General features: G+C 52.6%; 11 protein-coding genes. All 11 read left to right on the forward strand.

What is annotated here, in order from left to right; all coding sequences use genetic code 11:
* Positions 1-61 precede the first annotated feature (61 nt).
* The 11 genes from AR456_RS16630 to AR456_RS16680 all read left to right on the forward strand — a co-directional run bounded on the left by AR456_RS16630 (position 62) and on the right by AR456_RS16680 (position 13687).
* Positions 62-1528: a hypothetical protein gene (locus AR456_RS16630; RefSeq protein ID WP_021818201.1), complete on the forward strand. Its 1467-nt coding sequence runs from the start codon at positions 62-64 to the stop codon at positions 1526-1528.
* Positions 1525-2640 carry a DegT/DnrJ/EryC1/StrS family aminotransferase gene (locus AR456_RS16635; protein WP_021818200.1) on the forward strand — a complete coding sequence of 372 codons (1116 nt, stop codon included), beginning with the start codon at positions 1525-1527 and terminating at the stop codon, positions 2638-2640. The genes AR456_RS16630 and AR456_RS16635 overlap by 4 nt, the downstream gene beginning before the upstream one ends.
* A 14-nt stretch (positions 2641-2654) precedes the next feature.
* On the forward strand, positions 2655-3896 hold the full coding sequence (locus AR456_RS16640; protein WP_021818199.1) for a type III PLP-dependent enzyme domain-containing protein: 1242 nt from the start codon (positions 2655-2657) through the stop codon (positions 3894-3896).
* Between the two features lie 3 nt (positions 3897-3899).
* A complete protein-coding gene (locus AR456_RS16645; RefSeq protein WP_021818198.1) occupies positions 3900-4922 on the forward strand; it encodes a sulfotransferase in 1023 nt (340 codons plus the stop codon).
* The gene (locus tag AR456_RS16650; RefSeq protein WP_021818197.1) at positions 4919-5926 is read left to right on the forward strand and encodes an ATP-grasp domain-containing protein; all 1008 of its coding nucleotides are present in this window, start codon (positions 4919-4921) and stop codon (positions 5924-5926) included. The genes AR456_RS16645 and AR456_RS16650 overlap by 4 nt, the downstream gene beginning before the upstream one ends.
* Positions 5927-6101: 175 nt before the next feature.
* Positions 6102-7067 (forward strand): sulfotransferase family 2 domain-containing protein, encoded by a 966-nt coding sequence (locus AR456_RS16655; protein WP_021818196.1) that lies wholly within the window; start codon positions 6102-6104, stop codon positions 7065-7067.
* Between the two features lie 2 nt (positions 7068-7069).
* Positions 7070-9367, forward strand: a complete 2298-nt coding sequence (locus AR456_RS16660; protein WP_021818195.1) for a glycosyltransferase family 2 protein — start codon at positions 7070-7072, stop codon at positions 9365-9367.
* 165 nt (positions 9368-9532) lie between these two features.
* Entirely contained in the window at positions 9533-9901 is a 369-nt protein-coding gene (locus tag AR456_RS16665) for a hypothetical protein (RefSeq protein WP_021818194.1), read from the forward strand.
* A gap of 44 nt (positions 9902-9945) precedes the next feature.
* A complete protein-coding gene (locus AR456_RS16670; RefSeq protein ID WP_021818193.1) occupies positions 9946-10248 on the forward strand; it encodes a hypothetical protein in 303 nt (100 codons plus the stop codon).
* Between the two features lie 60 nt (positions 10249-10308).
* Positions 10309-11349, forward strand: coding sequence for a glycosyltransferase family protein (locus tag AR456_RS16675; RefSeq protein ID WP_031207386.1), 1041 nt, complete (start codon positions 10309-10311; stop codon positions 11347-11349).
* 196 nt (positions 11350-11545) lie between these two features.
* Positions 11546-13687, forward strand: a complete 2142-nt coding sequence (locus AR456_RS16680) for a capsular polysaccharide biosynthesis protein (RefSeq protein WP_236995517.1) — start codon at positions 11546-11548, stop codon at positions 13685-13687.

The following is a 13687-nucleotide window of genomic DNA, read 5'->3' on the forward strand; positions in this document are numbered from 1 at the left end:
GTAGCATTATCATTTAGCCACCAAGCTCACTCCCACTCTCCACACCCTAGAGTTTAACTTCATGAACAAGCTTATAGACAGCCAAAACAACATTGCCATATTGGAGTTCTCTAAGTGCATCGGGGTAGGTAGAGGTACTGCATTAAGGTGGCTATGGTCGAACAGAGACCTGTTTCATGCAAGACCAGAAAACAACGGATACAATGCTAACATTCCTGAACTAATTAAAAGAGCAAAAAATCTACAAGACCATCTTTCAATAATGAGGCTTTTCCGGAGAAGAAAGGCCCAAGGGATCAGGGGTGATATAAAACACCTCCGCCTCGTATGTGATTTTCTAGAAAAAACCGAATGGGGAATAAAAAAAATAAGCATTGACAACCTCCACAACAAAGATAAAGTAACATTCATATTAAACGACATCCTTAGATCGGGGGTTCACTCTAGAGTAATCATCCTTCACATTTTAAGCATTGCTTCCCACAAAAAAATAAAAACCGTTAATATCATATATCTCAACGAAGCAAATATACCGAACAATGACTCAAGAATCATTGAAGCAAAATTAAAATCCTCTCTCTTATCATTTTTGCAAAAAACTCCTGAAAGCTGCCTTGACAACAACCAAGAAGACGTAATATCCAAAATAAACATCGTCGTACCAACTACTTCTGAAAACTTCCAGAACAATCTTTCCGGAATAGTTTTTAGATTCCAAGGGGGCTCCCCTCTCCTTTCGCATCATATATTTCTCAGAGAAATATTCAAAAACAGATTTGTAGCGACAATAACTTTCAGCTCTAGAGTCAAAGATTCCAAATTTACTGACATAATACTTTCAAGAAACAAAAAAGATCTTGAAGAAAAGGAAGTCCCATATCCCTTTCCGAACACCTATCGGCCCATCCAAAAAATAAACAAAACAGCATTCTTGCAGAGGAGGAATATTATAACCAGTGTTTATGGTGGCGAAAGAATCCATCGTTTCTTTGGGAATGCTAACAAACAAGATATAGAGTATATTGAAAATATACTAACCGACAGTAATGTTGAAAAATGGGTACTAGTGGGAGCCAGCGACGTTAATAGTGCATACGCTTCTGCAATGAAAGTGCTTAGCGAACACTCCTACCGGAAAATCTCTATTATAGGAAGGGCCGACCTAAAAACCTTGTACCGTGAGGCAAAAATCTTCCTTGCATTACCCGGAATTTTTGGTGGTGGTGGTGGCGCTTCAGAAGCAGTAGCCAACGGAGTTCCTATTATAACCCATATTGACAAAGACTCCGATATCTCAAATTCCTTTACAGATGATGCTCAATTTTCTGATACAGAACAGGCATTAATTTTTTTATCAAACGGACTAGTTTCACAAAATATTATTTATAATCTTTTGTGCAAACAGCAAGGCGAAATGGAAGAAAAATTTAATTTAAAGGCATCCGGGGAAAGGATTTACGAGATACTAGAGAAAAGTGTAAAATCGGGTAAATTTGATCATAAATTTCGAGCGGCTGAAAACACATGAAAGAACCTATCTACGTCACCCAGCCATATCTCCCACCACTGGAAGAGTTTACTGAATATCTGCAAAAAATATGGGATGATAAAAGGCTTACCAATAATGGGCCGATGCACCAGAAACTTGAGAATGAGCTGTGTGAATATCTTGGTGTACCGGAAATCGCTCTTTTCAACAATGGCACCATCGCTCTTCTTACAGCTCTGCAAGCCCTGCGCATTACAGGGGAGGTCATCACGACGCCATATAGTTTTGTAGCAACGGCCCATTCGCTTCTGTGGAACGGAATAAGTCCTGTATTCGTTGATATTAACCCAGATACACTCAATCTTGATCCGAAAAAGATAGAGGCTGCCATCACTCCTCATACCAGCGCGATCATGCCCGTTCATTGCTATGGAAACCCCTGCGATGTAAAGGCCATTCAGGAAATCGCCGACAACTACAATCTCAAGGTCATCTACGACGCGGCCCATGCGTTTGGCGTGCAGGACGAGGGTGGTAGTGTGCTGCGTCATGGTGATCTAAGCGCTATCAGCTTTCACGCCACCAAGGTGTTCAACACCTTTGAGGGCGGAGCAATCGTGTGTCCAGACGCCAAGACCAAGCAACGAATCAACAACCTCAAGAATTTTGGTATCGTTGATGAGGTTACTGTGGTCGCCCCCGGTATCAATGGGAAGATGAGTGAAGTCAACGCAGCCTTTGGCTTGCTACAGCTTCAACATATCGAGCACGTTCTGGCTAGCCGAAAGGAAATTGCACAACTCTATGGAGAGTACCTTTCAAGCGTCAGCGGAATTACGGTTGTACCACATTCTGGCCAAACGGTTTCCAACCATGCCTATTATCCAATTCTGGTCGGCGAGGAGTATCCACTAACACGTGATGAGCTTTACCAGAAACTCAAGGATAATGGAATTTTTGGCCGCCGTTATTTTTACCCGCTGATAAGTGAATTCTCGATGTATCGTGGAATGCCCTCAGCAGCACCTGAGAATCTACCGGTAGCAAGCGGTGTGGCCGAGAAGATATTGTGTCTTCCCATCTACCCGACGCTTGATCATCTCGCGATAGAAAAGATAAGTGATATTATCGCAAATCCACACAGCTTCTGATGCTGGACTGATTGATGAACAAACTCTACTCTTGGCACGATACAAATGCTTTATTGGATGAGCATGGCGGAGTCGCCTATGTCTTTCACTCACAGAATTTCCTCAAAAACGTAGAGTCTTTGCGTACCGCGTTCAAGAGGAACTACAGAAACTTCGGCATTGGCCTTTCCTACAAGACAAATTATCTTCCAAAATTATGTAGCATCGCCGATCGCCTAGGGTTGTATGCCGAAGTTGTATCCGGCATGGAGTATCAACTCGCCAAGGCGATAGGAGTAGATGGTAGAAACATTATATTCAATGGGCCAGGCAAGAGTCTGGAGGAAATACAGCAGGCTTTTTCCGATGGGGCGCTGGTCAATGTCGATAGCCTGAGTGAGGCTATATTGATTAATGGTATCGCGCACGATATGCCAGGCATAACAAAGCGAGTCGGGCTTCGCTGCAACCTGGATTTGCAATGGAAAGGCCGAGAGTCACGCTTCGGGTTGAGTGAAACAAGCGGCGAGCTGGAACGAGCAGTCGCGGTCTTGCGCGACGCTCCAAACGTTTTCGTGGAAGGCCTGCATTGTCACACGTCGTTCGACCGCTCTGCAGAATCCTACGCCCGCAGAATGCAGCGTCTTATTGAGCTGGCTGATACCATCTTTCCAGATGCTCCTCCGAAATTTCTGGATATCGGGGGGGGGATTTTTGGTCCAGTACCGGAAGACCTGGCGAGTCAGTTTGCGATTCGCCCCCCAACCTACGATGACTATGCCCAGGCTATCTGTGCGCCGCTAAAGGCGCATTATGGTGACGATGGCCCAGAGCTTATTATCGAACCCGGTGTCGGCTTGCTGGCAAATGTGCTGGACTACCTATTTCGAGTCGACCACGTTAAACAAGTAGGCAGCCGGTGGTTTGCAGTGACCACCGGCGCGGCACATCAAATCAAGATTGTGCCAAATGAGGTAAATCCATCCACGGTAGTTTACCCCTCTACAATCAGTAACCATGAAACCATGATATCAGATAGCAATGTGGATCTTGTTGGATTTACTTGCCTGGAACATGATGTCATCTACCGGGGATTCTCGTCTGCATTAAAGAGAGGAGATGTACTGGTATCTCGCAACGTGGGAGCCTATTCAATGGTGATTTCTTCTGATTTTATTCGAACCACACCACCTGTGCTCGAATACATGGGTGGCGAGTGGCAGGTTTTACGAGAGAAGGTCACCGTTGATAAATTACTGAACCTCTACAGGTGGTAACCCATGGAATCGGATATCTTGAAACACTCCGGAAGACGGACAGTGCACTTCCGCCCGAATGATAATCTGGCTGCACTGATCAAGGAGCTACAGGCGTACCTGTCACCTGCTCAGGAAAAAGTAAACCTCTCCTTCAAGTCACCAGAAAAACCCATAATTGGTGTAATCGGTTGCCCACGTTCAGGTACCACATTCCTGACTCAGCTGCTTATTTCCTCGGGAGCGGTCTCCTACCCCAGCAATTTGATGTCACGTTTCGCCTACGCACCATACATGGGTGCGCTTATACAGCAGCTTTTACTTAACCCTGATTATGACTTGGGAAGTGAGTTTTCGGACTTGCGTTCCTCCAGCGATTTCTCTTCCAATGTGGGAAAGACGACAGGCGCATTGGGAATCAGTGAATTCTTTCATTTCTGGCGACGATTTACACCGAACCATGACCCGGGACACATAGATGAGTCCAACCTTGATAGGGTTGACATCGAAGGAATGCGGAAAGAACTCGCCAGCATTGAGGCAGTATTTGGAAAGCCGCTGATGTCCAAGGCAATGATGCTTCAGTACAACATTGATTTTTTTGCCGAAAATTTCCCTGAAATAAAATTTATTTATATTAAACGCGATCCTTTGTACCTTATGCAGTCAATAAAGCAAGCAAGGATAAAGTATTATGGTGACGAGAGTGTCTGGTGGTCAGTAAAACCGAAAGAGTACGATTTTCTCAAGGATGCCTCTCCCGACCATCAAGTAGCAGGTCAAGTGCTTTTTACTCATCAGGCGATCATGAACAAGGCAAGGAATCTTTCTCCTGATCGATTTATGGCAGTGGACTACGAAGAGGTGTGCGCCAAACCAAAACAATTTCTTCATCAGCTTTCGGAACAGTTCGAAATGCCGGAATTTTCCGAAAACATATCGCAGGTCGAAGATGCCTATACATCGGGAAACTCCAAGCGCCTCCCACAGGCGGACCTGGATAATCTGATGGCTTGCTATGACGGACTCAAGTTGAAATACCTATGAACATCCTACTAACCAGTGTTGGGCGCAGAAGCTACCTAGTCAACTACTTCCAGGAAGCTCTTGGTGACCGTGGTAAGGTGGTTGGCGCCAATATGTTTTCGGACGCGGCCGGGATGTTCGCTTCCGACATTGCTGTCGTAACGCCACCATCCAGCAGCAATGAATACGTGCCGTTTCTTCTTGATATTTGTCATAAATACGACATCCAACTATTGAGTTCATTGCATGATCTCGATGTCTTCATGTTAAGCCAGCAGAAAACAATCCTTGAAGAGGCTGGTGTTCGGCATACATTGCCAAGTGCGGAATGGGGGCGACTAGCTCTCGACAAATTTTCCTGCAACGAAATGCTGAAGAAGGCGGGAGTACCAACACCCTGGACCTCCACCAACTTGCAGCACGTACAGGAAGCCATCAGGGATGGAATCATTGCATACCCTTTAATGGTGAAAGCTCGCACTGGCTTCGGCTCACTGGGCCTGAAGATCTGTCATGATGAAGGGGAGCTGAATGCAGCCTTTCACACGGCGGCAGAGGCGGTGCTGGCATCTGGCGCAGGTGATTTTCTGGCATTACCGGATGATTCACTGGTCATCGTTCAGCCCTTGATTACTGGACGCGAAGTCTGCCTTGGCATCGCCAATGATCTTGAGGGTGACTACCAGGCACACTTTGCCTGTGAGGTACATGCCATGCGTGCGGGTGAGAGCGATATTGCCACTAGTGTCGAACGTGGCCCTTTCTCTTCCCTGGCGATGTCGTTCAGCAAGATGACTCGCCATCCAGGCATCTGGGGTGTGGACTGCCTTGACGACAACGGCACCTATAGAGTTATTGACGTCAACCCACGTTTTACTGGAGATTATCCTTTTCACCATCTGAGTGGCGCCAATATTCCTGCTGCACTGGTTGCCTGGGCGGAAGGACGAACTCCCGATAGTTCCTGCTTTGATTTTCACCCCGGTATAAAAGGCTATAAAGATTTAACACCCAGGTGCGCCTGACGACCATAAAGGCCCTCGACCCAATTTGCATACAGAGTCCAGATTCTGGACTACCAGGTGCGACATCTATTTCATCAGGTGTGGTGCTGCATGAATGATTGCTGCCACCTGGCCAAAGCTATTTCAATAACGGGTAGAGCCCAGCAGACCCGCGATATTCAGGAGGCAACACGAGGTGGCCTTGTTTTTTGTCCACATCCCGAAAACTGCCGGCACCAGCTTTCGTCTCGGTGCAGAGCGTCACTTCGGTTCTGACAACATTATTTATGATTATGGGACCAAGGCTCGTGAAACCAGCGAGATGGTCAAGGAAACGCTGTATGGAGACCACACGGATTTATGGAAATTTGGACAGAGGTTCCATGAAAAAGGTGCTGCTCTGGTCGCTGGCCACGTCAATATTGGTCGCTTCGTTTCCATTTTTGGAGCCCAGAATACTGTTACTTTCCTGCGCGACCCTCTCCAGCGCATGGCATCGGAGTATGCCCACTTCGTTCGTCATTTCGACTACAAGGGTTCCTTTAAGGAGTTCTACTCTCGTCCCGTGATGCAGAATCGTCAAAGCAAGATCCTGCACGGAGTAAACCTCGAAGCCATTGGTCTGCTGGGCTTGACCGAGCGCTATGCGGACAGCCTGGAACTGATCAACGCACTCTATGGTATCGATATCCTGCATCGAGAAGATAATCAGGGTAAGTCCAGCCTGGCGGCGCCACATAAATTCACTGCCGAGGATGAAGCAGAACTCAAGCGCCTGAACCATCGCGACATCACAAGCTATAAATACAGTAAGCAGCTCTTCGACATACGGATGGAGCTGTTTCGAGATGGTCTTCCCTACGCTCACGCTCACTTGGTAGAGGCCGGCAAACAGCGTGTAGCAGGCTGGGCCTGGTGGGCAGGAGACAACGATGCTCCTGTCGAAGTAGAAGTCTGGATCAATAGCGACCACGTCAGCACAGTACCCTCTATAGATCATCGGCCAGGACTCTGCCGACTTTTGCCACCACGCGGGGGCTATGTTGGCTTTCATCTGCCAGTAAAATTGAACGCTGGTGATAAGGTTCAGTGTCGGGTGGCTAGAACGGGGCAACGTTTCCCGCCCCAACCGCGCCGAGTCGTGGAGTCTCAGGACCAGTGAATATGAGCTACGCTAAAGGACTGGATGGGGCATCAAGCTGGTTACATCAGCTGCTGGAACTGACCCCACTGGCTGTTCACCCCCTACGTCGCTTGAAGCCACGCAATGACCTGAAGCCGTCTACAGATCAACCATGGGAATGGAAGGCTACCGACAACGACCCTCAGTTCATGCTGACCAGAGGGCTACCGTTACCTGGCTGGCAGATGCTGGAAGTGGCCATGGACCATGACCGGCCTCAGGTGTCCGTTCGCCTCTATCTGGATACCGGCGATGGCTTCAGCGAAGAAGAAAGTGTGTTCCTACCACTCAAGAGTGGTCGAGTCACCAAACGCCTGTTCTATGTCAAGAAGCCACTGCGCGCCATTCGCTTCGACCCCATGGAAGACGCCGGCTATTTCAAGCTGCAGCACTTACGTTTTTCGTGGCTAAGTCCATGGTTTGCCCACGATCGCCTGGCTAGCCGTCTGGCCAATATGCATTACCAGTGGCGAGGGAAAGGCAAGACCCAGGTTCTACCTGAGTTGAAGCGTGCTGCCCAGGAGAAGGAGCGGCATTGGCGCGAGTTGGCGCTGGAACAGTATGACGCCACTTTCGAGCGCTATGCTCCTCGGCTCAATTATCGCCACTGGCTCAAGAACCGCGACCAGCTGTCTCACGAAAAAGCGCAACAGCTACTTGCCAGGCTTTCTGAGCAGCCGTTGATCTCGGTTGTGGTACCGGTTTACAACCCTTCCCTCGACTGGCTACGCGAATGCCTGGACTCGGTAAGGGAGCAGTTCTATCCCCATTGGCAACTGTGCATTGCCGATGATGCCTCCAGTGATCCCGAAATAAAGGCACTACTCGAGGAGTACTCGAGCAGCGACTCACGGATCAAGGTGATCTACCGAACGGAGAACGGTCATATCTGCGCGGCCAGCAATAGCGCTCTGGAGCTGGTTGAGGGTGAGTTCCTAGCGTTGCTGGACCACGACGACTGCCTATCGCCTGATGCGCTGCTGAGAGTCGCTGAAGCCCTGAACCAGAATCCTGAGGCAGGCCTGCTGTACAGCGATGAAGACAAGATTGGCGAGGATGGGGAGCGCTTCGACCCTCACTTCAAGCCGCAGTGGAATCCAGACCTGCTTCTGGCACAGAACTATATTTCGCACCTGGGCGTTTATCGCACGGCCCTGGTACACGAGACAGGTGGTTTCCGCGAAGGCTATGAAGGTAGTCAGGATCACGACCTGGTCCTGCGGGTTAGCGCTCGCCTGAAAAGCCACCAGATCGTGCATATCCCCCATGTTCTCTACCACTGGCGTGCCGTGGCCGGCTCCACTGCCCAGAGTAGTACCGAGAAGGATTACACCAGCCTGGCCGGCCTGAATGCCGTGCGCGACTTCCTCGAGCACCATGCACCAGAGACGACTGTTGACCACGGGCACTATCCCAATACCTATCGAATCCGCTGGCCGTTGCCCAACCCTCTGCCCATGGTCAGTCTACTGGTCCCCACCCGCGACCGAGTGGAAATTCTGCAACCCTGTGTGGATGCCATTCTCGAGCGCACGGATTATTCTCACTTCGAGTTGCTGATTCTGGACAATGGTTCGGTCTGCCGCGAGACACTGGACTACATGAGCGAGGTCAAGCAGCGCGATCCAAGGGTACGTGTGCTGCACTGGAATCAACCTTTCAACTACTCGGCGATCAACAATTTCGGTGCCAGCCATGCCCGAGGCAAGATACTGGCGCTGGTCAACAACGATATCGAGCCGATCCATAGCGACTGGCTGTGCGAAATGGTCAGTCAGGCCTCCAGGCCCGAGATCGGCTGTGTCGGCGCCAAGCTCTACTATCCCAATGATACGGTTCAACATGGTGGCGTCATTCTGGGAATTGGCGGCGTCGCAGGGCACGCACACAAGTATTTCACTCGCAACGCTTTCGGTTACTTCACGCGTTTGCATCTGGCGCACAATCTGTCGGCTGTTACGGCTGCCTGCCTGGTGGTCCGCAAGGCCATTTTTGATGAAGTCGGCGGCCTGAATGCCCAGCACCTAACGGTGGCCTTCAATGATGTGGATTTCTGCCTGCGGGTGCGCGAGGCGGGCTATCGCAATCTATGGACCCCCTACGCAGAGCTCTACCACCATGAGTCCGTGTCACGCGGTGCTGATGACAGCAGCTACAAGCGAGCCAGAGCACAGAGGGAAGTCGAGTATATGCGTCGCGCCTGGGGTGACAAGTTGGACTCAGACCCAGCCTACAACCCCAATCTGACCCTGGTGCATGAAGATTTTTCGCTGAGATAAGGGCGTCACTCAGATATACAGTCGAAAAACTGGGCAGTTCGCGCTTTGTAACAGAATATAAGACACCCCAAAGCTCGAAGAAAGTAGAAATACTTTGTGTTGACAACACTATCTTTCGGGCAATATATTGCCCGAAAGATAGTGTTGTATATGGGGTAATCTAGTATGCACTTTCGAATCCGCCGTCATGTCGTCCAGTTGGTACGTATGACCTACGACCCGTCGATCAAACGTGGCAAGGCGCAGGTCGTGGGTAGCGTCAAGCTCGCCGACCCAATGCTTTCCGATGAACTGCGGGAAAAGCTCACCGCCGATGAGGCAACGGAGTTCGAACTCTGGGTGTCCACCAACCATCGTGCCAATCTACTCAAGCAGGAGCTGGCCGCTCTTACCCTCGCCGAACAGATGGACCAGGCACGCCTATGGTTCGAACGGCAGGATGAGCAAGGAGTTGCCCAGCAAACCGCTAATGAACTGTTGCGTCACTGGCAGGCACTACGCCGGGTACTCAAACAACGAGAGCTTCTGGATTGACGCAAGAAGCCCTCCACTAATCCAAATCAACGGAGACGTATTACATGGCCGCAAAAAGCAACGAAGTCACAACGCCAAGCATTACCCAAGTCAAAGCCGATGCTCTGGTAGAGCGCATTAAGACCAGCAACCCAAACCTGCTGAATAAGATGCCAGATCAGCGCGCAGCCAAACTGGTGCGCCATACTCTCAGGGCGCTGGCCGCAGAAATCAATGACACCGACGAGGGTCGTCTCAGAGTGACTGGTTTGGGAAGTGTGGTCATTCAGCAGGTAAAGCGCGAGAAAGATGGCACCACCCAGAAGGTCAAGCGTGTCGTGTTGCGTCCGGCTCAACCCAAGGCCTGACCCCCTACCCTCCAGCCGCACTTGCAGCGGCTGGAGGCGTAAACCACGGATGGAAACTGAGTGGCGAAAGTACGCCCCAGGTGGGTGGTTCTCAGTGATGGCGCCAGACCCACCGAAGATATCTACTTCCTTGCCTCAGCCGCCCCATGGCTGCGACAGCAGGGAGTTAGAGTTCTGCGTCTCGATACCCGCCGCTGGCGGCACCCGCACTGGTGCTGGCCGTGGTTGAAGAGCGTGCTCAGCGGTGCCCATGTCATCGTCTGTCGTGGTCTGTCCGACAGCTGGATTCAAGCGCTTGGCGATATGCGTGGCCGTCTCGCCGGCCTGTATTACATCGTCGACGATGACCTTCGAGCAGCCGCTCTGGATCAGACGCTACCGCAACACTATCGTCAGCGAATGGCGATGCTCGCCACCAGTCAGCTCAACCTGCTGCCACTGGCCGACGAGATCATCACCTGCAGCCGAACACTGGCGAATACCCTGGCAGATCATCACCGCCATATCAGTGTGCTGCCGCCTGCATTGATATCGCCACTGCCCGACCTCGAGCACTTTTGTTACCAGAACTGGCGATTGGGCTTCCACGGTACTCGCGCGCACCTTGCTGACCTGTTGCAGATCAGCCCCGCATTGAGCGACCTGCATCAGCAGTACCCAACGGTGAGTCTCGAGATTATGCTGGGTCGCTTCGCGCCCGCTGAATTGAGTGTTCTGGATCGCGTATCCACACCAGAACCATTACCATGGAAGGCCTTTCTTCGCTATCAGCGTCGACAACGCATCCACATCGGACTGGCGCCTCTATGGCCAACGCCCTTCAACAGCGCCAAATCGATCATCAAGTTTCTGGATATCGCTGTCATGGGTGGAGTGGGAATCTTCAGCCACCGCGCGCCCTATGCACAGCTCGTCGATGATGGCAGAGATGGTCTGCTGGCCGAGGACTGTGCCGAACACTGGCTGCACTGCGCCACACGCCTTCTCGACCACCCGCGTGATACACGGGCCATGGCTCAGGCGGCTGCGGACAAGGCACGAGATGTCGGGGACCCGGCACACACACGCAGCTTCTGGTTACAGCGCCAACAAGGCCAGTGATTCCACTTTCGGCACAGGACGCCTCTTGCCTCCCGCAACAATGATGCAGACAACCTCCAGCACAGCCTGTTCTCGACTTGCCACCACGCAGGAAAGCGATAGCTCTCGTTGCAAGAGCTCTGGTTGCAAGTGCTCTTCTGGTTGCAAGTGCTCTGATTACAAGAGCCCTGGTCACAAGAGCTCTGGCCTCACCGCATTGGTCTCGACCAGGGCGCTGGCTCGCCATCCCACTCTGAGTGCCGGACTGCCCGAGTTCGAACGTCTGCTGCCCTGGTCGCGGCGATACTTTCAGCCGCACGATGCGATCCTCGGCTGGGGTTGCCGTCCGACGACTCAGCGATCCCGGCACTGGGCCGAGCGCACCGGACGTCCCTATATCGCTCTGGAAGATGGCTTCGTGCGCGCCTGGGGCACGGCGGCTCAGGGTTACGCGTCACACTCTCTGGTGGTCGACCGCCAGGGGGTCTACTACGACGCAACCCGGCCATCGGATCTCGAGTCGCTGATTGCCGAGGAAGACTTCCTGCCGGATGAAGAGGCGCATGCCACGCTGCTGATGTCACGCCTTCGCGAGCTGCGTCTGTCGAAGTACAACCACGCTCCCGACAACGCCTTCCCGCTCGCGTCTCGACCACGAGTGCTGGTGGTGGATCAGACCCGGGACGATGCCTCCATCCGCTATGGCATGGCCAATGCCGACAGTTTTCAGAACATGCTGCAGACCGCGCTCGATGAACATCCAGAGGCCGAGATACTGGTCAAGCTTCATCCCGAAGTCATTGCCGGAACCAAGGCTGGCCATCTGGCGCAGGCAGCGGAGCATCCGCGCTGTCGAATCATTGCCGACGATATCAACCCCTGGGCGCTGCTGGATGGGGTCGAGGCGGTACATGTGGTGACCAGCCAGCTCGGCTTCGAAGCCTTGCTGGCTGGGTTGCCGGTTACCTGTCATGGCATGCCCTTCTATGCCGGCTGGGGGCTGCCCCAGGACCGACTGCATTGCCCTCGGCGCAGCCGCCGGGCAACGCTGAATTGGCTGTTTACCGCCGCATACCTGCGCTATACCCGCTACGTGAATCCCTATACCGGTGAGCGCAGCGACCTGGCCGCTACGCTTGAGCTGATTCACGATCAACGCTGCCAGATTCAGCGCGGCCGTGGTGATTGGCAGACGCTGGGCTTCTCACGCTGGAAACGCGGCTTCATCGCCGACTTTCTCGGCCCACAGGCACAGGCGCGTCATCTGGATAAACCCAACAGTATCGAAACCTGCGAGACGCAGGCTGCCAGTGAGCCCCAGAGCGATAGCAACAGCGGGATCGATAAGAACAGCGAGACCGATGGCAATAGCGAGACCGAGGCAACCTCCCTGCGCAGCCTGGTCTGGGCCAGCCAGCGCACGGATCAACCGCTGCCCGAGCCGCTATGGCGAATGGAAGATGGGTTCCTGCGTTCGGTCGGGCTGGGCATTGATCTCGAGCGTCCGCTGTCGCTGGTGCTTGATCGTCGTGGCATCTACTACGACCCGAGCACGCCCAGTGACCTTGAACATATTCTCCAGCACAGCGAATTCTCCGACACACTGCGTAAGCGGGCGCGAAACCTGACCCAGCAGATCGTCGACCACGGTATCAGCAAGTACAATCCCTCATGCCAGCAGGGCTTCGATAAACAGGGCTCTCACAAGCCGGCCTCTCAGCAGAACGCCGCTCAGCACCGTGTTGCCGGTGCTGCTGATGCGCTACCCGAAATCCCTGACGACAGGCCCTGCCTGCTGGTGGTGGGGCAGGTGGAAAGTGATGCCTCCATCCAGCGTGGCAGTCCGGCCATGACCACCAATGCCGAGCTGGCCGCCAGGGTCCGACGCGATCATCCACATGCCTTCATTCTCTACAAGCCGCACCCCGATGTGCTCAGCGGCGTTCGCGGCGGCGGAAAGGTCCCGTCATCACTCTACGATGGCCTGGTGACCGGAGATATCAGCGCATTGATCGAACTCGCCGATGAAGTCCACACCATGACGTCACTGGCCGGATTCGAGGCACTGCTGCGTGGCACCCGCGTCGTCACCTACGGCGTGCCCTTCTATGCCGGCTGGGGATTGACCCGTGACCACGGCCCGGTGCCGGCTCGACGCAATCGCTCTCTGCGGCTTGATGAGCTGGTCGCCGGAACATTGCTGCTTTACCCGCATTACGTCGACCCGCAGACTCGCCAGCCGATCAATGCTGAAACTGCCGTCATGCTATTGCGCCAGCATCGTCGCTCCGACAAATCACTGAAACTCTGGCAACGCCTTTATCGCATCTGCCGCAGCACCGTATGGACAACACCTTGA

The organism is Halomonas huangheensis (assembly GCF_001431725.1).
In the GTDB taxonomy this organism is placed as follows: domain Bacteria; phylum Pseudomonadota; class Gammaproteobacteria; order Pseudomonadales; family Halomonadaceae; genus Halomonas; species Halomonas huangheensis.

Excerpts from the sequence above, each read along its gene's own strand:
- AR456_RS16630 (WP_021818201.1), top strand. The coding sequence starts at position 62 with ATGAACAAGCTTATAGACAGCCAAAACAACATTGCCATATTGGAGTTC.
- AR456_RS16635 (WP_021818200.1), top strand. The coding sequence starts at position 1,525 with ATGAAAGAACCTATCTACGTCACCCAGCCATATCTCCCACCACTGGAA.
- AR456_RS16640 (WP_021818199.1), top strand. The coding sequence starts at position 2,655 with ATGAACAAACTCTACTCTTGGCACGATACAAATGCTTTATTGGATGAG.
- AR456_RS16645 (WP_021818198.1), top strand. The coding sequence starts at position 3,900 with ATGGAATCGGATATCTTGAAACACTCCGGAAGACGGACAGTGCACTTC.
- AR456_RS16650 (WP_021818197.1), top strand. The coding sequence starts at position 4,919 with ATGAACATCCTACTAACCAGTGTTGGGCGCAGAAGCTACCTAGTCAAC.
- AR456_RS16660 (WP_021818195.1), top strand. The coding sequence starts at position 7,070 with ATGAGCTACGCTAAAGGACTGGATGGGGCATCAAGCTGGTTACATCAG.
- AR456_RS16665 (WP_021818194.1), top strand. The coding sequence starts at position 9,533 with ATGCACTTTCGAATCCGCCGTCATGTCGTCCAGTTGGTACGTATGACC.
- AR456_RS16670 (WP_021818193.1), top strand. The coding sequence starts at position 9,946 with ATGGCCGCAAAAAGCAACGAAGTCACAACGCCAAGCATTACCCAAGTC.